This window comes from Streptomyces sp. TLI_105 (assembly GCF_900105415.1).
In the GTDB taxonomy this organism is placed as follows: domain Bacteria; phylum Actinomycetota; class Actinomycetes; order Streptomycetales; family Streptomycetaceae; genus Streptomyces.
Genome location: NZ_FNSM01000001.1, coordinates 818,294 through 836,062, shown reverse-complemented (window position 1 = coordinate 836,062; position 17,769 = coordinate 818,294). Strand labels below are relative to the sequence as shown.

General features: G+C 68.9%; 18 protein-coding genes and 4 pseudogenes. 16 read left to right on the top strand and 6 right to left on the bottom strand.

Features of this window, described 5'->3' with window-relative positions; translation table 11 throughout:
- Positions 1–65: 65 nt before the first annotated feature.
- Both BLW86_RS03865 and BLW86_RS03860 read right to left on the bottom strand, forming a co-directional pair.
- Positions 66–1,252 (bottom strand): annotated as a pseudogene (locus BLW86_RS03865) (PP2C family protein-serine/threonine phosphatase).
- 141 nt (positions 1,253–1,393) lie between these two features.
- The gene (locus BLW86_RS03860) at positions 1,394–1,660 is read right to left on the bottom strand and encodes a hypothetical protein (protein ID WP_093872697.1); all 267 of its coding nucleotides are present in this window, start codon (positions 1,658–1,660) and stop codon (positions 1,394–1,396) included.
- A 246-nt stretch (positions 1,661–1,906) separates the two neighbouring features.
- Here BLW86_RS03860 and BLW86_RS03855 point away from each other — a divergent pair, with 246 nt between their 5' ends.
- Positions 1,907–2,398 (top strand): DUF5994 family protein, encoded by a 492-nt coding sequence (locus BLW86_RS03855; protein WP_093872696.1) that lies wholly within the window; start codon positions 1,907–1,909, stop codon positions 2,396–2,398.
- Here the strand turns inward: BLW86_RS03855 and BLW86_RS42885 are convergent.
- A pseudogene (locus BLW86_RS42885) lies at positions 2,343–2,624 on the bottom strand (hypothetical protein); the annotation flags it as partial. The gene BLW86_RS03855 and the pseudogene BLW86_RS42885 sit on opposite strands and share 56 nt — an antisense overlap.
- Here BLW86_RS42885 and BLW86_RS42880 point away from each other — a divergent pair.
- The 4 genes from BLW86_RS42880 (at position 2,625) to BLW86_RS41855 (ending at position 4,582) form a co-directional block, all read left to right on the top strand.
- Positions 2,625–2,879, top strand: coding sequence for a hypothetical protein (locus tag BLW86_RS42880; protein ID WP_256341750.1), 255 nt, complete (start codon positions 2,625–2,627; stop codon positions 2,877–2,879).
- On the top strand, positions 2,880–3,056 hold the full coding sequence (locus BLW86_RS41860) for a hypothetical protein (RefSeq protein ID WP_177181546.1): 177 nt from the start codon (positions 2,880–2,882) through the stop codon (positions 3,054–3,056).
- 85 nt (positions 3,057–3,141) lie between these two features.
- The gene (locus BLW86_RS03845; protein ID WP_093872695.1) at positions 3,142–4,350 is read left to right on the top strand and encodes an esterase/lipase family protein; all 1,209 of its coding nucleotides are present in this window, start codon (positions 3,142–3,144) and stop codon (positions 4,348–4,350) included.
- An 85-nt stretch (positions 4,351–4,435) separates the two neighbouring features.
- A complete protein-coding gene (locus BLW86_RS41855) occupies positions 4,436–4,582 on the top strand; it encodes a hypothetical protein (protein WP_177181545.1) in 147 nt (48 codons plus the stop codon).
- Positions 4,583–5,076: 494 nt separating this feature from the next.
- Here BLW86_RS41855 and BLW86_RS03840 read toward each other — a convergent pair whose 3' ends face one another.
- On the bottom strand, positions 5,077–5,529 hold the full coding sequence (locus tag BLW86_RS03840) for a DUF6326 family protein (protein ID WP_093872694.1): 453 nt from the start codon (positions 5,527–5,529) through the stop codon (positions 5,077–5,079).
- A 294-nt stretch (positions 5,530–5,823) separates the two neighbouring features.
- Here BLW86_RS03840 and BLW86_RS03835 point away from each other — a divergent pair, with 294 nt between their 5' ends.
- Positions 5,824–6,831, top strand: a complete 1,008-nt coding sequence (locus BLW86_RS03835; RefSeq protein ID WP_256341193.1) for a sensor histidine kinase — start codon at positions 5,824–5,826, stop codon at positions 6,829–6,831.
- The gene (locus tag BLW86_RS03830; RefSeq protein WP_093872692.1) at positions 6,828–7,484 is read left to right on the top strand and encodes a response regulator; all 657 of its coding nucleotides are present in this window, start codon (positions 6,828–6,830) and stop codon (positions 7,482–7,484) included. Before BLW86_RS03835 ends, BLW86_RS03830 begins: the two co-directional genes overlap by 4 nt.
- Here BLW86_RS03830 and BLW86_RS03825 read toward each other — a convergent pair.
- A pseudogene (locus BLW86_RS03825) lies at positions 7,384–7,719 on the bottom strand (transposase); the annotation flags it as partial. The gene BLW86_RS03830 and the pseudogene BLW86_RS03825 overlap by 101 nt on opposite strands.
- 188 nt (positions 7,720–7,907) lie before the next feature.
- Between BLW86_RS03825 and BLW86_RS03820 the strand changes: the two are divergent.
- From BLW86_RS03820 to BLW86_RS03775, 9 genes and pseudogenes are all read left to right on the top strand, one after another.
- Positions 7,908–8,072, top strand: a pseudogene (locus tag BLW86_RS03820) (pirin family protein); the annotation flags it as partial.
- A gap of 819 nt (positions 8,073–8,891) precedes the next feature.
- Positions 8,892–10,247: a dsDNA nuclease domain-containing protein gene (locus BLW86_RS03810; protein WP_093878484.1), complete on the top strand. Its 1,356-nt coding sequence runs from the start codon at positions 8,892–8,894 to the stop codon at positions 10,245–10,247.
- On the top strand, positions 10,244–10,816 hold the full coding sequence (locus BLW86_RS03805; protein WP_093872690.1) for a hypothetical protein: 573 nt from the start codon (positions 10,244–10,246) through the stop codon (positions 10,814–10,816). Before BLW86_RS03810 ends, BLW86_RS03805 begins: the two co-directional genes overlap by 4 nt.
- A 1-nt stretch (position 10,817) precedes the next feature.
- Entirely contained in the window at positions 10,818–12,752 is a 1,935-nt protein-coding gene (locus BLW86_RS03800) for a coiled-coil domain-containing protein (RefSeq protein WP_093872689.1), read from the top strand.
- 121 nt (positions 12,753–12,873) lie between these two features.
- The gene (locus BLW86_RS03795; RefSeq protein WP_093872688.1) at positions 12,874–13,995 is read left to right on the top strand and encodes an IS630 family transposase; all 1,122 of its coding nucleotides are present in this window, start codon (positions 12,874–12,876) and stop codon (positions 13,993–13,995) included.
- 46 nt (positions 13,996–14,041) lie between these two features.
- A complete protein-coding gene (locus tag BLW86_RS03790; protein WP_093872687.1) occupies positions 14,042–14,401 on the top strand; it encodes an immunity 53 family protein in 360 nt (119 codons plus the stop codon).
- Between the two features lie 301 nt (positions 14,402–14,702).
- Positions 14,703–14,903, top strand: a complete 201-nt coding sequence (locus tag BLW86_RS41465; RefSeq protein WP_143060216.1) for a hypothetical protein — start codon at positions 14,703–14,705, stop codon at positions 14,901–14,903.
- A 168-nt stretch (positions 14,904–15,071) separates the two neighbouring features.
- Complete coding sequence (locus tag BLW86_RS03780) at positions 15,072–15,479, top strand: TipAS antibiotic-recognition domain-containing protein (protein ID WP_093872685.1); 408 nt, start codon at positions 15,072–15,074, stop codon at positions 15,477–15,479.
- Positions 15,480–16,166: 687 nt separating this feature from the next.
- Positions 16,167–16,673 carry a flavodoxin domain-containing protein gene (locus BLW86_RS03775; RefSeq protein WP_093872684.1) on the top strand — a complete coding sequence of 169 codons (507 nt, stop codon included), beginning with the start codon at positions 16,167–16,169 and terminating at the stop codon, positions 16,671–16,673.
- Between the two features lie 98 nt (positions 16,674–16,771).
- On the opposite strand, the gene BLW86_RS43930 is transcribed toward BLW86_RS03775, so the two are convergent.
- Positions 16,772–17,584 (bottom strand): FtsX-like permease family protein, encoded by an 813-nt coding sequence (locus tag BLW86_RS43930; protein ID WP_371129663.1) that lies wholly within the window; start codon positions 17,582–17,584, stop codon positions 16,772–16,774.
- Between the last annotated feature and the right edge of the window lie 185 nt (positions 17,585–17,769).

Below are 17,769 nucleotides of genomic sequence, written 5' to 3'. Positions count from 1 at the left end.
GTGTACGAGGTGCTCCCGGTACCTTCAACGTACTCCGCGGCGGAGCCGGACGCGCCGGGTCCCCGTCACCCCCGTCCGCGCCACTCGCCGAGGACGAGCGTCGCGTCGTCGGTGGTGACCCCGCCGCGGGCCCGCCGGAGTATGTGGGACAGGTCGCGTGCCACGGCCCGTACGCCCCGGTCGGTTCGGTCCAGTCGGTGGACCCGGTCGATCAGCTGCTCCTCGCCGAACTCCTCTCGCCCGTTCTCGTGTTCCTCGATCAGGCCGTCGGTGAAGCAGAGGATCCGGCCCCCGGGCGCGAGTGCCGCCTCGCTGACCTGCGGCTGGTCTCCGCCGAAGCCGACGGGCAGGGTGGTGGGGCTGTTCAGGCGGCGTACGACGCGGTGGTCGCGGATCAGCACGGGGGCGGGGCGTCCGGCGTTGACCCACTGGAGGCGGCCGGTGCCGGTGTCGAGCCGCAGCATCTGCGCGGTGACGAAGTGGTCGGGGGCGAACTGTTCGGCGACGGCCCGGTCCATGAAGAGGTGGATCTCGGAGAGCTCGACGCCGGTGCGGCGGGCGTGCCGGTACGCGCCGATGGCGACGGTCGCCATGGTCGCGGCGTCCAGGCCGTGACCATGGCGTCGATCATGGCGAGGTGGAGGACGTCGCCGTTCAGGGCGTAGTCGAAGCTGTCGCCGGCCACGTCGTAGGCGGGTTCCAGGACTCCGGCGACCGCCACGCGCGGCATCGACATGGCCGGCGGCGGCAGGAGCGACCACTGGATCTCCGCGGCGGGTGCGGGAGAAGAGGTCGGTGTAGTCGTTCTTGGTCTGCAGGAGGCCGGCGAGCACGCCGGCGAGCCTGCGCAGGATACGGCGGTCGTCGTCGTCGATCGTGTCCGGGGTGACGGCCAGGACACCGGCCTGGTCGCCGCCGTCCAGCAGCGGCACGTGCACCCGCGTTCCGTCGGCCGACGGAACCTCGACCGGCCGTGCGGTGAGGAAGCACCGGCCGGCCGCCGAACCGTCGATGGGCAGGGGCTCGCCGTCTTCCAGCCCTTCTCCGGCGAGGGGGCCAGCTTCTGCTGCCTGTAGTCCTGGAGCAGGATCTGCGTCCCCCGGCCGTCGATCTGGGCGACCGCGTCGGCGAGGGCCGGCCCCACCCGGTCGGGCGGCAGCGCGTGGGCGTGGTCCAGGAGCCCGCCCAGCAGCATCTCTCCGAAGCTCTCCGAGCGCTCGTGGCCCCGGTCCTCATGGCGTCCGAGGGTCATCCGGAGCCTCCAAGCGGCCGACGGGCCAGCGGCCTGGTCCGGGGCCGTCGTGCGCCCGGGCCCGACGGCACCGCGGTGCGGCTTCCAGGATGCGCCGCAGCGGCGGGAGCCGCCACGCGTGCCCGCCGGGCGGAGGGCCGGTCAGGGTTCCTCGGCGTGGGGCCCGGTGCCGCTCGGGGGCCTGCTGGTGGACAGCCAGGACCGGGCCGGTTCGGCGGGGTGGGCGGTGTCGACGGTGAGGTGGAGACGGGTGCCTCCGCCCGGGGCGGGATAACTGCGCTGCTCCTCGCCGGCGAAGCAGCGGCGGAGGACCTCGGCCACCCTGCGGGCGGTGTCCGGGGTGGCGGCCACGACGCGGATCTCCGCGTGGCCCGGCGGAGGCAGGGCTTCTGGTTCGTTGCGGTCCAAGGCGGCACCGTCCTTTCCGCACCGGGGGACGCGTCCGCGAACGACCCGAGCGGGATGGACGCGTCCCGGTACGTCCACCGTACGTCCGACGAGGCCGGTGCCGAACGGCTCCGCACCGGGAGCGGCGCGTCCGCGCGCCCTGCCGGAGTACGGTGAAAGAACGGGGCCGCCGCCCCGCCCGTCGGCCCGGCGCCCGCCGCCACCGAGGGACGGCGGCGAAGCACCCCGTGGACGGGCGGACCGATCATGACCGACGCAGGCATTTCCCCTCACGGCCCCACACCTCCGCGCCTCCTGCCGGACGAGGTCCACCGGTCCGTCGGCCCCGGCACCGCCCTGCTCCGACTGGAGACCACGGGGTCCCGGCAGAGCATCCTCGACGGCGCGTGGTGGCCACGCTCGCGTGACGTCGAGCAGGAGGTCCCGCCGCTGGTCACCGCCCTGATCGAGCACCTCGGCCCCGTCACCCGGGTCGGCCTGGATGCCTCCGCCTGGAACGGCATTCCGGCCCGCCTCATCGTCGACGGCCGGGTCGTACACCTCGACTCCTTCCCCGTCGGCGACGACACCGTCCTGATCACCCGGGGCGACAACGACCACTTCGCCCTCATGGTCGTCCCGCCGAACACGACGCCCGAGGCCGCCCGCACGGCCATGGCCCGCGCGGTCCGCGCCGACAACGTCACCCAGGCCACCGAGATCCTCCTCGCCGAACTCCCCCATCCCGCGGGCCCGTAGGCCGGCACCGCCCCGGACGACGACGAAGCCCCAGGTCGCTGACCCGGGGCTTCGTAAGAAGAGCGGATGACGGGAATCGAACCCGCGCCATAAACTCGGGGATCACCCGGCACCTGAGGCCTTCCATGCCCTCTGACCTGCGGGAACACTGGTTCTGGGCGTGCTCCTCGTCGTCCTTGGAGAGGTTGCTGCGGATCAGTTCTGCGTTGCCGGCCGGGAGGGCCTCGTGGACGCGGTCGAGGACGGCGTCGGAGGTGAGGAGGAAGAGGGCGGAGGTGCCCGGCTCACCTCGCCCCGGACGCTTCCGATGAAGTCGTCGTCGATGCCGACGTCGGCGAGGGAGCCGCCGAGCGCGCCGCCGGGGGGCGTGACCCCGACCCTGTGGCGCAGACTCGCTCTCGGCGTCCTCTTCCTGCTCCTGGGCGTCAAACAGTGGAAGGACCGTTCCAGGGAAGGTCGTACGAGCCGGCCGCCCGGCTGAATGAAGGCCATCGACCGCTTCAGCCCCGCCAAGGCCGCCGGCCTCGCCGTCGCCCTCGCCGTCGCCAACCCCAAGAACCTCGTCCGAGACGACGGCCTCACCAGCGACGAGAACAGGACAATGGCACGTGCGGCGCGCGTCAAACGCTTCCTCTCCGTGCTCCACCAGATGTGGTGAACTCCGCAACTCCAAGGAGTGATTCGCCCGAATCATCCCCCATGATGGCGTCGTCCGACCCACCACACACATCAGGAGGATGAGCATGTCCGAGACGGCCGAGCCCAACGTCGGTTCGTTCACTCTCGCCGATCCACTGCTCGCCGAACCCGCCGGGACGATCGCGGTGCCGGAGCACGAGGAATGGATCCTGCCCAACGGCTTCGCCTGGGTCTTCCGCGGTGAGGGCAGCAACGGCGGCCTCGTACGGCCCGTGATCATGGCCGACGGCTTCAACCTCGGCCGGAGCAAGCTCGACGTCCTCTACCACGGGCTGGAGAACGGCGCCTTCCCGTTCGTCAGCGAGCTTCGCCGGCGCGGCAGGGACGTGATCCTGCTGGGCTTCGACGAGCGCAGCGCGTCGATCCTCGACAACGCGCAGGCGGCCGAGGCCGCCATCATGCGGACCATCGCCGAGCAGCACGGCGACGCCCGCCTGGCCGTCGGCGGCTTCAGCATGGGCGGCATCGTCACCCGCTACGCGCTCGCCCGCCTGGAGATCCAGCGCATGGACCACCGGACCGGGCTGTACTTCTCCTACGACAGCCCGCACCGCGGCGCCTCCATTCCGGTCGGCGTGCAGGCGTTCTCCCACTTCATCCCGTTCCCGAACGACTTCGCACGACAGATGAACAGCCCGGCCGCGCGCCAGATGCTGTGGCAGCACTACGACAAGGACACCGGCAAGACCGGCGTCGCCCCGGAGCGCACGGAGTTCCTGGCCGCCCTGGAGCGGCTCGGCGGGTGGCCGCGGATCCCGCGGCTGATCGGTGTGGCGAACGGCCGCGCCGACGGCATCGGTCTGCCGGACGTGAAGCCCGGTGAGGTCGCGCTGCGGATCGACGGGATCTACCCGGGCACCACCTTCTACACCCAGGCCCAGGGCGACGACGTGACGGCCGCCTACCTCAACCGCCGGTTCCCCAAGGCCGACAAGACCATCACGACCGACGGCTTCCCGGAAGTGGACGGCGCGCCCGGCGGAACCCTGCACACCTACAGGATCCTCGCCGACACGATGGAGAAGCTCGGCGGCACGGTGGACCTGCGGCACGAGGACGTGTGCTTCGTCCCCTCGGTCAGCGCGGTCTCGGTCCGCGACATCGACAAGCAGGACGACCTGTACGCGAACATCGACCAACTGAGCCCGGACGAGAGCGAACTGGACGACTTCCTCTGCTCGTCCACCACCACCGCGCACACGGCCGTCACCGAGGAGCTGTGCACCTGGATCATGGACCGGCTCCCCGACTGATCACCGCCGCGCGCCGACCGGGGCCGCCGCCCGCCCGCGCGGGCGGGCGGCGGCCCCGTCCCGCGCCGAGGCCCTGAGCGTCCCTGTGCTCGGCCTCGTCGAGGCACCGGATGAACTCGACCTCTCCGCCCTCCTCACGGTCCCGGCCACCATGGCCGCGGTCCTCGCTCTTCGGGTCGGAGTCGCCCTTGCCGGTCTGCTCGGCGGTTGCGGTGGCCGGCTCCTCCCCTGAGCGGAAGCACGTTCGCGGTGGCCTTCCTGGTGACGAGAGTCGCTACCCGAGAGAGGGCCGGGCCTACCGGAGCCCGATCTCCACGAGCGCTCGACACAGTGCGGCGGCATCGCCGACCGCCTCTCTGCAGTCGGCTTCCGAGATCACGAGCCGGTGGCTGACGGAAACTCTGGAAGCAGGTGCTCGGAGCGGATGTCTCTCGTCGACGACACCGTCGTTGTGGGGGAACACATGACGCGCCGCCGGGTCCGGAGCAGTCGCTGCCAGGCGGACGGCTCGACCGAACTTCGTACGTCAGGAAAGCCGACCGAGACGAAGAGGGCCGCCATGTCGTCCAGCCGCTGGAAGGCGTTCCCCTTGCCACGCAGCCGTTCTTCCACGTCCGTAGGGAGCCTTTGCCGGCCTTTTCTGGCGCATAATCAACATGCGGTTCCGGGTGCTGTCGTTGCAGGCGGGGATTTGACGCTTGTGGCTGGGCGCGAACGGTTTCACGGTCAGGGCTGGTCGCCGTGGTCGCCGACGGTACGGGGCCAGGTCCAGGCGTACCGCACGATGAGGGCGAGAAGGATCAGTTCCAGTGCGATGCCAAGGCCGTAGAAGTACAGCCAGGACGCGCCCACCGCGTTGAACGCCGTGACGGGGACGTAGAGCGAGGCCACGACGAGGTTCGTGATGCGGTTCGCCCGGGCGGGCAGCGTCGTCGACAGGACGACCATGAAGATTGGGATGGCCACGAGGGCCAGCGCCGTGGTCGAAAAGGTCTGGGAGAGGTCGAACTCGAAGACCTTGCCGTCGAGGATGTCTTTGACGACGCCGGGCGTGAAGAAGTTGAGAACGTCCACGTAGGCGTAGAGGAACATGAAGGCTGTCCACGTCGCGGCGAGCTTGGCCCTCAGCGGGATCCGCTGGTCTTCCAGTGTGGCGGTGGTGGGTTGTCGTGTTCTCATCGTGGGCTCCGTCGTTGCGGTGAGGATCGGTAGGTCCACGATCGCCGAGCCCGGCGGCGGGCGCCTCGGCCCGGGGGCTTCGGTTCGCCTGGCCGATGGCATGGTCTCTCTCTCGTTCTTTCGGCGGATACGCCGAGGCGCGACGATGCCTAGGCTGGAGCCGTGGTCACTTTCCGGCGCTCCGTCTGGCATGAGCCGCGGCCTGCTGACGCCCCACCCGTCGGTCGTCCGGACCGGCTGCTGGTGGGCGTGTTCACGGCCGCCGCCTTGGTCGAGGGCATCGTTCGGCCGGGCTTGGCCTGGCGACCACTCGTGACGGTGCTCGCCCTGGCGCTGGTGCCTGCCCTGCTCTGGCGGCGGGGCCGCCCCCTGACGGCCGTCCTGGTCGGGTGGGGCGTCGCCGGGCTGCTCTCGGTCCTGCAGCTGACCGCGCACGCCGGGGACCTCGGCCTCTACTCCATGTCGGCCGCCCTGATCCTGCTCTACTCCCTGGTGCGGTGGGGCTCGGGACGGGAGATCGTCTCGGGGACGGCGTTCGTGACGCTCGTCGTCGTGCTGGGGATGTACGCCTCCTCCGCGGGCTGGGACGACATTTTCGGCGGGAGCGTCCTCTTGCTGTTGGTCGTCGCCCTCGCGGTGGTGTTCCGCTACCGCGCGGACCTCTGGCATCGCCAACAGCACGAGATCCGCAATCAGGAGCGGGTGGCGCTGGCGCGAGAGCTGCACGACACCGTGGCCCACCACGTCTCGGCCATCGCGGTGCAGGCACAGGCCGGTGGCGTGGTCGCAGGCGTCCAGCCCGAGAAGGCTGCCGAGGTCCTGGCCGCGATCGAGTCCGAAGCATCGCGAACCCTGGCGGAGATGAGGTCCATGGTGCGGGTGCTGCGTGAGGAGGAAACCGTCGCCTACGCACCGCAGCCGGGTGTCGCGGACCTGCCTGCTCTGGCGCGCGCCGACGCGACGCCCACCGTCGAGGTCTCGCTGGACGGTTCGTTCGCCCGGCTGGCACGACCCGTGGACGCCGCGCTCTACCGGCTCGCGCAGGAGTCGCTGACCAACGCCGTACGGCACGCCCGGAGCGCGACCCGCGTCGCGATCGACGTACGCCGGGAGGGCGACGCCGTCAGGCTGCGTGTCAGCGACGATGGACGGACCGAGCCGGGGCCGGCCCCGGAGCCCGGGTTCGGCCTGCTGGGCATGGCCGAACGCGCCCAGCTCCTCGGCGGATCGCTCTCCGCGGGGCCGGGGCCCGAGGGCGGCTGGGTGGTTGAGGCCGTGCTGCCGGTGGCGGCGTTGGCATGAGCATCCGTGTTGTCGTAGCCGACGACCAGGACTTGGTCCGGACCGGGCTGGTGATGATCCTCGGCGCGCAACACGACCTCGAGGTCGTGGGGGAGGCGGCAGACGGGCTCGCAGCGCTCGACCTGGCGACCCGGCTGCGTCCCGATGTCCTCCTCGTCGACATCCGGATGCCCGGGCTCGACGGCATCGAGGTGACGCGGCGCCTGGCCGGGCCAGACGTGACGGACCCGATGGCGGTCGTCGTGATCACCACCTTCGACCTCGATGAGTACGTCCTCGGCGCCCTGCGCGCCGGCGCCCGCGGCTTCCTGCTCAAGAACGCCGGGCCGGAGCTCCTCGTGCAGGCCATCCACGCGGCGGCCAACGGGGACGCGCTGATCGCCCCCGACGTCACCCGCCGGCTGCTGGCGACCTTCGCAGGCCAGGCGCCGGTGGTACCGGTCCAGCCGAGCAACCCGCTCACCGAGCGCGAGGAGGAGGTGCTCGCGCTGGTGGCACGAGGCCGCACCAACGCCGAGATCGCCACCGAGCTCTTCGTCAGCCTGAGCACGGTCAAGACCCACGTCGCATCGTTGATGACCAAGCTCGACGCACGCAACCGCGTCGAGATCGCGATGTGGGCGCACGACACCAGACGCGTGAGAGCCGATTAGCGCGGATCGCAGCATAGGCACCCGGGGTTCGGTGGCCCAGCGATGAGCGCGGCCGGTCGTGGTCGTCCTCCTCCTTCCAGTCGCCGATGGTGACCCTGGCGTGGGTCAGGGACCAGAACAGGTGGACGTTGAGGCATTCGTCGCGCAGGCGACCGTTGAAGGACTCTATGAAGGGGTCGCGCCACGGCTCTCCGGGTGGGATGAACAGGCAGCCGCGCACGCCCACCTGCGGCTCGCCGGGCCGCTTGCCGAGGACATTCGCCGGCCTTGGGGCCGACCGCTGGAACCGAGCAGGCTCACCCCGGCCCGGGGCCGCCGAGGTGGTGGCCATGCTGGTTGACCCCCGGGCGTCTTGCTGACCTTTTGCCGACCCCGGATGGTCGATCAAGCCCCTGAGCCGGGATGAAACGGCAATCCCGTGCTATGTGGCGGAACTTCGTCGGCCGATCCGGTGACGAGATCGTACAGGCGCGAGAGGACTGGGAGAAGGGCTCGCGGTTCGGCGAGGTGCACGGCTACGACGGTGCCCGCCTGACCGCCCCGGAACTGCCCGCCACCCCGCTCAAGCCGCGCGGACGAGTACGCTGACCTGGACAAACGTGTGAGCGGGCGGGCCGTGCTCCTCCTCGCGCCCGCGATGCCGGGACCCCCGATCCGCTGCCGGTCCTGTGGTCGAGGGGCGGGGGTCCACTGGGCTCGCGAGGAAGCGTGTCGAGTCTCGTCTCAAGTCATGTGTGTCAGGGTTCATTCGGATCGATGCTGACCTTTTGCTGACTTACCTGACCCACAGTCAGGTGCTGAGTCTCGCTGCTGCCGTTGCAGGCAGGGGGCGGAGCGGCGGGATGCGCCGTCTTCAGGGAGATCGTGGCTGTACGCGACGGCTTTGCTGAGGTGATCTGAGGGGCAAAGCAGTGCACCCCATAGGTGGTACTCCCGGTCGCTACGGTCTGGCAGCCGATGCGGGACGTTCGGCACCGCTGAGGGATTGTCGGCGCACCACCTGAGCCGGTCCGGAGGGCGGGACGACTGCTTGTGCGGATCGTCGTTCAGAACATGCCGACGTAGTCGGCGGCAGTCTCCGGAACGTCCTGAATGACGTCCCAGCGCTCGACGATCCTGCCGTTCTCCAGGAGGAAGAAGTCGGCCAGGGTGCGGCCGGGCTTGTCGGGTTCGAGGATGAGGTGGCAGTGGGTGACGACCCTGTCGCCCTCGGCGATGACGCGCTTGGTGTCCAGGCGGAGTCGGCAGTTCCGTAGCCCGGCGCCTGCCGAGCCGAAGCAGACCTGATTCTCGGAGACCTCGAATGTGATCGACCGGTTACGGAGTGCGTGGGCGCTGTGGTAAGTGTGGTGATCTTCCGCCGTTGGCCCTGAGGTCGTGCCTCCAATGGCGGGGTGGGGGGATGCGATGACAGCTGAGGCTGAAGCAACAGAGGATGCAGAGTCCGATGAAGGGTTCGTGCACCCGATCTTCCGCGTTGCCCCTCAGGAGGACAGTGGGGCGGACACCCTGGGCAACTACCGCTATCAGGCGGAGGTCGCGGCCCAGATCTGCGTGGCGCTGCTCACGCAGGATTCCGTCGAAGCAGTGGTCTGCGAGTGGCACGAGGACTTCGTCGTCTCGTACGCGGACGGTTCGGTCGAACTCGTATCCGTGAAGCACCGGGGAAAGCGGCGCAATCCCTGGAACGTGGCGGATCTTTGCAAGGATGGAGGGCTGGCGCACCTTTTCGACCGCTGGCGGGCGTGCGATGGCCTGAGCAACGTCCGACTGCGACTTGCCACGAACGCAGGCCTCACAACAGGCAAGGGTGGCGCTACAACCCTGAAGGCGATGTGCGGTGCCGACCCGCGTATCACATTTGGGGTGGACGACATGGTCACTGCGGTCGCCCAGTACTTCTTGAAGATTCGTTGGAAGCACCCCTACGCCACCATTCCCGAAGTCCCGCAGGTTTCCAGGCTCGCCGACATCGCCATCCCGGACGGCTTCACCGACTCCGTCAAGCTCTTCTTCGGCGTGCTGCACATCGACGATGAACTTCCGTCCCGTCGGCACATCACTGACGTCAATCTCCAGCGCCTTCTCATTCCTGCGATCGCTACCCTGCAGCGGGATCACGTGGATGTCGAGGCAACCTATCGCGCATTGATCGAGCGTATCGAGCAGTCGAACCGTGACGAGAGCGACCGTGGACAGCTTGCTGTCTATATCGCCGACCCAACGAGGGTTTTGTACAGTGTGCAGATCCAGCAGCGCATCGCGCGGCGCCGGCTCACCAAGGCCACGGTCCTCGACACCTTCGTCTCCAGCCGCTCCGTCGTGCCCACCTTCGCCCGCGGTCAACTGCCGATCGTTGCCCCGGGCGGGGGCAACCTGCGCAAGAAAATGGCCCGTGGTCGGATTCCGGCGGACGAGGCCGCCCACGCCGAACGCCTGCGATCGGCCTGGTATGTCGCCTGGTCCCAGCACCGGTCTGGCCTGGCAGGAGACACCACAGAGCTCGCCAATGCGAGCTTGGAGGTCCTGGACGCGGTCTTCGCCTGTCGCGAGCAGGCGGAAGACGAGGCGCCGGACGGCGCACCCTACGGGCGGCGCATGAACCAGCTGATGGCACGACACCTGGCACCAGATGAACTTGGTGTCGGGCTCCCGTTTCCCGTCAATGGCCGGCATCTGCGGGGTCTGGCCTACCAGCTCTGTGACGACTGCGACTTCTACTTCTCCGACGTGTTCGACCCCTCTGAGGAGGAGGCGTCGTGACAAGCGCCGGGGATCGTCTGGTGGCGACCACGCGCCTCAGGGAGCGGGCCCGTAGACAGGAGCAGCAGGAGGCGCATTACCACGAGGCCCGTGTGCTGCTGCTGATCGACCGTTTCACCGGACCGAAAAGAGGTTTGGACGGTCTCACGAAGCTCGCCAAGCTCGACTTCCTGCTGCGCTACCCGGTCATGCTTGAGCGGCTCCTGGTCGAGGACGGCGTCGCGTGGCCCGCCGGAGCCGAACCCACCTCCGCTGAGCGCCTGTCCGTCGAGAGCCGGATGACCCGCTACAAGTACGGCCCCTGGGACCACCGCTACTACACCGTCCTGGGGTCCCTGGCCGCACGCGACCTGATCGCATACGGCGCGACAGACCGGGCCGAGTTCCGCATCACCGCATCCGGCGCGGTCGCAGCGGCAATGCTCAGCGAAACGGACGAATGGGTCGTGGTGGCGAAGCGCATCGCTCTCCTCAAGAAGCATTTCAACAAGTCGGGAACGACGCTGAAGACCCTCATCTATAACCGCCTGCCGGACGCGGTCGACAGGCCCTGGCGGACGGAGATCTGAAATGGCAGTTCACCTTCGATTTCGGTCCCTCACCGTCACCACCGCCGACACCGAGAAGACCTACCGTTTCGACGGGCCGGCCACCGTCGTCAGCGGCCCCAGCGGCACCGGCAAGTCCAGCCTCCTGATGCTGTTGAAACACGTGGTGGGTGGCAAAGCCGTATTGACCCCGGCTGTCCGCGATCACGTCCTTTCGGCCCAGGCTGAGGTCGTCATCGGAGAGCAGCACGTGATCCTCAAAAGGACCGTGAACGACGCTCGCTCCGGGCAGGTCGACGTTCTGGACCCGGGAACCCTGGTCACACGCAACACCTTCGCCGTACAGGCAGACGGCGACCTGCCACCCTTGTCGGACTATCTTCTGGCGGCCCTGGACTTTCCCCGCGAGACCATCCCGTCCAGCCGGGACGGTAAAGCCACCACCCGGGACCTGAAGTTCACCGACCTCTTCGCCTACGTGTATCGGGAAGCCCGCAACATCGACCGTGAGGTCGTGGGACACCTCGACACCTGGTTCAACACCAAACGCACCGCCCTGTTCAAGCTGATGTTCGCGCTCACCGACAGCACCGTGCTGGAACTCAGCAGGAAGCTGGGCGAGCTCAAGGAAGAACTCCGCAAGAAGACCGACGAGTACGAGGCTGTCAAGAACTTCCTCGGTGCGACCGACCCCCGCACCGAGGACCAACTGCGAGCCGAGCTCGCCAGCCTTCGAGACATGCTGCAGCGAGCCGATGCCACGCTGGCCTCCCTGCGACACGAACTGGAGGAGAGCACCGCAGCCGACGCCGTCCTTCGCCAAGACCTGCGTGCGGCAGTGGACAGCGCTCGCGAGGCAGCCCAGGAAGTCCAAGCGGCGCAGGAGCTCGTGGAAGCTCGGGCCGCGGTCGTCGCCCAGGTCGAGCTCGACCTGTCGCGGCTCGACCGCTCCACCACGGCCATTGAGAAGCTGTCGCCCTTCGATTTCGTTGTCTGCCCTCGTTGTATGCAGCGCCTCAGCACCCGGCCCGTTCCTGAAGACCACTGCGTGGTGTGCCTGCAACACGACCCGCACGACCAGGATGTCGATCCTGCTGCTGTCGCCCAGACCCGAAGGACCCTGGAGCTTCAGCTCCAGGATGCCCAGGCCGTACTCGACGCCGATAGCGGTGTCCTGGAGGCCGCGCAACAGCGCGCCCAGCAGGCCGACTTCCTCGCACACAGCCTGCGCCGCCAACTCGACGCTCAGACGCGAGACCTAGTGGCGCCCCGCTTCGACGCCATTGCAGACGCCAGTGCCCGCGCGGCTTCGCTCGGGGCGGCCATCGACGCCGTGACCCAGCTACGGGACTCCTGGTCGCGGGCACACGCCATCGAACGCGACGTTCGGGTCATCAAGGCGCAGCGGGCCAGCGCAACGGCCGAAAGGAAAGCCCGCACAGCCGAACTCGCGGCGCGACAGACGCTCGTGAGCGACCTCAGCCGGGACTTCAACACGATGATCTCCCAGCTGCGCCCCGCACCGTGGATCCAGTCCGCGACCATCGACCCGTCCTCGTACCTGCCCGTAGTCGACAACGTCTCCTTCGAGAGTCTTCAGGCCGACGGCGGGGGCATCGTGACCTGCATCAACGTTGCATACAGCCTCTCCCTGCTGGAATTCGGCATCACGCACTCCGACGTCCGAGTGCCGTCGATGCTGATCATCGATTCCCCGCGAAAGGCATCCGGCAGCAACCTCGACGACCAGGCACGGGGCCATCGAACCTACCAGCGCTTTCAAACACTTGCGGAGGCCCACGGCTCCCAGATCCAGCTGATTATCGCCGACAACGACTCGGCGCCGGTTCAGGGCGCGGCCTTCGGCAAGATTGAACTTGACTACGACAACCCCTTCGTCCCAGGCGTAGCCCACCCCGGGCCGGAGCACGCTCATCGCGCTGAAAACGAATCGTGATCCACGGTGTGCGCAGGTCCTGAACGGTTCCTGAACCTAGTGCTGTGACCGCATAGGTTCACCGGGTTGCTCGTTGTGCTGGTTGGAAGCGATGTCGCTTCCAACCAGCAGGGGAGGCGGGATGGCACCACCGGTCAAGGTCCGCAGGCTGACGGAGCAGGAGGGACAGAAGCTCCAGCACATCGTTCGGCGGGGCAGTACCAGCTCGGTGCGGTTCCGGCGGGCGATGATGCTGCTGGCCTCGGCCGGCGGCAGCACTGTCCCGGTGATCGCGCGTCTGGTCCAGGCGGACGAGGACACCGTCCGCGACGTGATCCACCGCTTCAATGAGATCGGGCTCGCATGCCTGAACCCTCAGTGGGCGGGAGGCCGTCCCCGCCTGCTGAACCGTGACGACGAGGACTTCGTCATCCAGACGGCCACCACCCGCCCGACCATGTTGGACAAGCCCTTCACCCGCTGGTTGATCCGCAAACTCGCCGACCACCTGCGCCGCAACATCGCCAGGCCCGTCCGCATCGGCCGCGAGACCCTACGGTGCTTACTCGCCCGCCGCGGGATCACCTTCCAGCGGACGAAGACCTGGAAGGAATCCCCAGGCCCGGCCTTCGACGCCAAGCTCGCCCGGATCGAGTACGCGGTCAACGAGCGGCCGGACCGCACGTTCGCCTTCGATGAGTTCGGGCCGCTGGGCATCCGCCCCACCGCCGGCTCCTGCTGGGCTGAACAAAACCGCCCCGACCGGCTGCCGGCTACGTTCCGCCGCACCCACGGCATCACCTACTTCCACGGCTGCTACTCCGTCGGCGACGACAAGCTGTGGGGGATCAACCGGCGCCGCAAAGGCATCGATCACACCTGGGCCGCCCTGCGAACGATCCGAGCCGCCCGCCCGGACGGCGCCCCGATCTACGTGATCCTCGACAACCTCTCCGCCCACCTGAACTGGAGAATCCGCAGATGGGCGGCGAAGAACAAGGTCGAGCTGTGCTTCACACCCACCTACGCGTCCTGGGCCAACCCCATCGAGGCCCACTTCGGGCCGCTTCGGCAGTTCACCCTGGCCAACTCCCACCATCCGGACCACACTGTCCAGACCCGGGCCCTGCACGCCTACCTGCGCTGGCGCAACCAGAACGCCCGCCACCCCGACGTCCTGGCCGCCCAACGACGCGAACGCGCACGCATCCGCAGCGAACGGGGCATCCGCTGGGGCGGTAGACCACTACCGACCGCAGCCTGACACTCCGACTCCAAACCTTCCGAACCCCAGGCTTAGCATCCCTGTCATGAGCGATTCCGGACATGTCCTTGGCTGGCTGCAGGACTGGTATATGGAGCAGTGCGACGGTGACTGGGAGCACGAGTGGGGCGTGAAGATCGACACGCTTGACAACCCAGGCTGGATAGTTCGCATAGATCTAGAGGAAACGGACCTCGAAGAGCGCGAATACCCGCGTCAGGATGTCGAACGCACCACGCACGACTGGGTCTCGGCATGGACATCCGACAAGGTTTTCCACGTTGCTTGCGGCCCCGGCAACCTCACCGAGGCCCTCACGATGTTCCGCTCCTGGGCGACCGAGAAGACCCCGTGCAGGACAGCGGGAGACCCTCAACTCGGTGAACCTTCCCGGTCAGAGCACTAGCCGTTGCCAAGGCAAGTTCGGGTCGCCCTCCACCATCGTGAACGGCGGCGACCTTCAGTCGTCCGCCAGAGTGAAGGTCAGCGGCAGTCGAACCAGGCCCTCTCTTTCGGACCACGTCGGGCCAGCGGGCGGCGTCGGGGTACGGGACAATGTGGCGACCGGTCGGCCGTTCGCGGAGGGACAGAGAGCGGAACTGACGAAGAAGGGTTTCCGCCGCATCGTCGTCGACGGCGTCGAGTACCGCTGGCGGGTGAGCAGGAACCGCCGGTGCTGCGAATACCACCTCGGTACGTTGGGCTACGTGGTCGAGGAAGCTGTCTGCCCCGGGACGGCACTCGTCGTGGAGACCGGTCGACCGGTCGCCATGGAACTGGACTCGGTGCCGGCCGAGCTCGTCCTGCCGAGCGAGGTCGCCGCGGGAATCCGGGCCGCGCGGTCGAGCGGCTGGATGTCCCGCTCCGACGGCTCGTCGTTCGAGCTGCGCCTTTCCGCCGCCGGTTGACCGGGAGGGAGCGCCGGAGGGTCCAGGAAATGGTTTGCCGACCTGGTGCCCGTGTGTCACCGTTCGGCCTGGACCGGCAGTTGATCATCGGCGGCCGGTCGATGTCGACATGTCGGCGGCCTCTCGGGGATCCACCGGAGAGGTGACGAAACGACGGGAACCGGTGCCGTGGGGAACAGTTACGAGGACGAGTGTCGCCGGTCGTTGGCCGAGGAGCAGGCGAGGAGCCTTGCCCAGACCAATGACTGGGAACATGTGGACAGGGAGCGGGTCCACCAGGACTGGGACGTCCTGTACCGGGAGATCACGGCTTTCCTGGACGGCGGCTCCCTACCCGGAGACCAGCAGATCCAGGAGCTCGTCCGCAGGCACTTCGACATCGTCTGCCGGTTCTACACCCCCTCCAGGGAGGCGTACGTCGGCATGTCGCTCTTCTACGCCGAGGACGAGGCCATGAGGGCGTTCCACGATTCCTACCACCCCGGGCTGGTGGAGTTCATGGGCGCCGCGATCAAGGTGTTCGCCGAGCAGGGAAGCGGGTTCGCCCCCAGCGCAGGGGCCGAGGCTTCGGTGTAGTCGGGCGACACGGGCCAGGACAACGCATGGGCGGGTGCGCCCGGACCGGGGTCCGGGCGCACCCGCCCAGGGGGGCCAGCGGTCCGGGCCGGTCGCAGTTGGTGGAGGCCGCGAGGATCAGCCAGGTCCAGCGGTCCGCCGCCTCGGGGGTGCGGATCAACGTTCATCTGGTCCGCCCGCTGATCCGAAGGAAAGGCCCTCGGCCTCGCCGTAGTGGACGCCGTGACCCGTGCCCGCGACGGCCGGGCGACGGTCACCAGCCGACCCGGCCACACCTGCTTCGCCCTGAGGCTGCCGGCGCGACGCGATGACGGCGCCTTCGGTGGTGGCAGCGGCGAAGCCCAGATGTCCTGACCCGCAGCCTGGCGGAATCGATCCCGCACCGCGGCCCGTTCAGCTCGCCCCGCACTATGAGTTCGTCGAAGATCACGCGGTGGAGCCCGGCCCGCACCAGGCCGCACGTTCACCGTCGACAGTGGGCTGTACCGGTCGTCGTGCCCGGCTGTTCGGGGGATCCGAGGGCGGCACCCGATGCTTCTCCGCCCCAGCGAGGGCATGCGTGGGGGAGGAGAAGGAGGAGACCCGATGCCGCTCCGTCCATCGAGGTTCAGCCACAACGCACGGGACGCCCTGCGCAGCGCCGGTCACGTCCGGTACCGGTCTCCCGGCACGGAGCGGTGAGCCGCAATAGCCTCCGTTCGGATCCTCTGTGCCTCCGAGCACCACTCCACGCAGGAGATCGCCGACCGGATCGGTGAGCGATTGTGCCTGAACGGACACCGTGTGGAGATCCAGGCGCTGCGCGCATCCTCCGAGGGGCAGGGGCCCTTGCCGGGCGACGCGCTCGTGCTGGGCAGCGCGGTCCACGACGGTGCCTGGCTGCCGGCGGCGGAAGGCTTCGCCAGGAACAACGCCGATCGCCTGGGCGATCAGCCGACGTGGATGTTCAGCGTCGGCATGGCCGCGGCCCTGCCGGGACCGTTGCGCCGGCTTGCCGAACGTATGGTGCAGCCGCGCATCGCCGCTCTCGTCGAGCTTGTCCGCCCTCGGGACCATCGGAGTTTCTCGGGCGTGATCCGGCGCGAGCACCTCGATCGGAAGGGTGCCTTGTTGTTCCGTTTGCTCGGTTGCCGCTACGGGGACCACCGGGACTGGGCGGCGATCGACGCCTGGGCGGACGACATCGCCCGGTAGCTCGACGCGTGACGAGGAGGCGGTGCGCCGGGAAGCGGATCTCGTGACGGCGGTGCCTCAGCACCGGGGTGGGCGAGACGAGCCGCCCTGGCCCCTCGTCATTCGGTGACGCGGACCGCGAGGGCCGGACGGATGGCGGCCGCGCGCCGGGCCGGCCCGATCGTGGCCAGGAGCGAGGCGACGAAGGTGGCCGCGGCCAGGCCGCAGATGCTGGCCCATTCGACCGGGAATCCTCCTTCGAGGCCCTCGAACGCGGCGCTGTTGCTGTACATGAGCCAGGTGGTCAGCACGCCGAGGAGCGAGCCGAGCACGATTCCCTCCCCGGCGACGAAGGTGCTCTCCCAGAGGAAGGACCGCTGGACGGTCCGCGCCCGGAACCCGAGGCCCGCAGGATGCCGATGGTGCGTCGGCGTTCGCGCACGGCACGGACCATGACCACGCCGAGGCCGGTGATGCCCACGCCGAGGCCCAGCACGAGGAAACCCTGCATGAGGCGGAAGAAGGCGGTGCTGGAGTCGAACTGGCGCCGGATGTCCGACTCGATGGGCGTGGCGACCAGGCTGGACGAGAGCTGCTCGCCCTGCAGTCGGGTCGCCAGGGCGTCGGGTGCGGTGCCGGGGCCGGTTCTCACCAGCGCGGAGGCGTTCTGTGCCTGGGTGCCGAACAGCTCGCGCGTCGCCTGCTCGCTCATCACCACGGGGTAGGTGGTCGAACTGGCGCCGGTACCCGGGTAGAAGACCATCCCGTTGCTGAGCACGCCGGCGATGACCTTCTGTTCGCTGCGGCCCGTCCGGGGATCCGTCAGGCTGAGGGTGTCCCCGGGGTCGTAGTAGTCGCCGGCCGGGCCGCCGGTGCTGCCGAAGAAGCCGTCGAGAACGACGTAGCGGGGGTCGGAGGCGAGAGCCCGCCACACCGCGGGGTCGTCGGCCAGGCCGGGGAGCCGCTCGCGGAACGTGATGCCGGTGATCGCCCCGTCGGGTACGCCGACGACGGCGGTGTCCAGCGGTCGAGGGCTGCGGCCACCTGGATCGGTGGCCCGCCCGATGGCGTTGAGCAGGGGTGTCACGGCGGAGATCCCGGCGGACGACGGGCCGTC

What these genes read in the sequence shown, in the direction of transcription:
- BLW86_RS03855 (WP_093872696.1), top strand. Translation starts at nt 1,907, where the DNA reads ATGACCGACGCAGGCATTTCCCCTCACGGCCCCACACCTCCGCGCCTC.
- BLW86_RS41860 (WP_177181546.1), top strand. Translation starts at nt 2,880, where the DNA reads ATGAAGGCCATCGACCGCTTCAGCCCCGCCAAGGCCGCCGGCCTCGCC.
- BLW86_RS03845 (WP_093872695.1), top strand. Translation starts at nt 3,142, where the DNA reads ATGTCCGAGACGGCCGAGCCCAACGTCGGTTCGTTCACTCTCGCCGAT.
- BLW86_RS03840 (WP_093872694.1), bottom strand. Translation starts at nt 5,529, where the DNA reads ATGAGAACACGACAACCCACCACCGCCACACTGGAAGACCAGCGGATC.
- BLW86_RS03830 (WP_093872692.1), top strand. Translation starts at nt 6,828, where the DNA reads ATGAGCATCCGTGTTGTCGTAGCCGACGACCAGGACTTGGTCCGGACC.
- BLW86_RS03810 (WP_093878484.1), top strand. Translation starts at nt 8,892, where the DNA reads ATGACAGCTGAGGCTGAAGCAACAGAGGATGCAGAGTCCGATGAAGGG.
- BLW86_RS03800 (WP_093872689.1), top strand. Translation starts at nt 10,818, where the DNA reads ATGGCAGTTCACCTTCGATTTCGGTCCCTCACCGTCACCACCGCCGAC.
- BLW86_RS03795 (WP_093872688.1), top strand. Translation starts at nt 12,874, where the DNA reads ATGGCACCACCGGTCAAGGTCCGCAGGCTGACGGAGCAGGAGGGACAG.
- BLW86_RS03790 (WP_093872687.1), top strand. Translation starts at nt 14,042, where the DNA reads ATGAGCGATTCCGGACATGTCCTTGGCTGGCTGCAGGACTGGTATATG.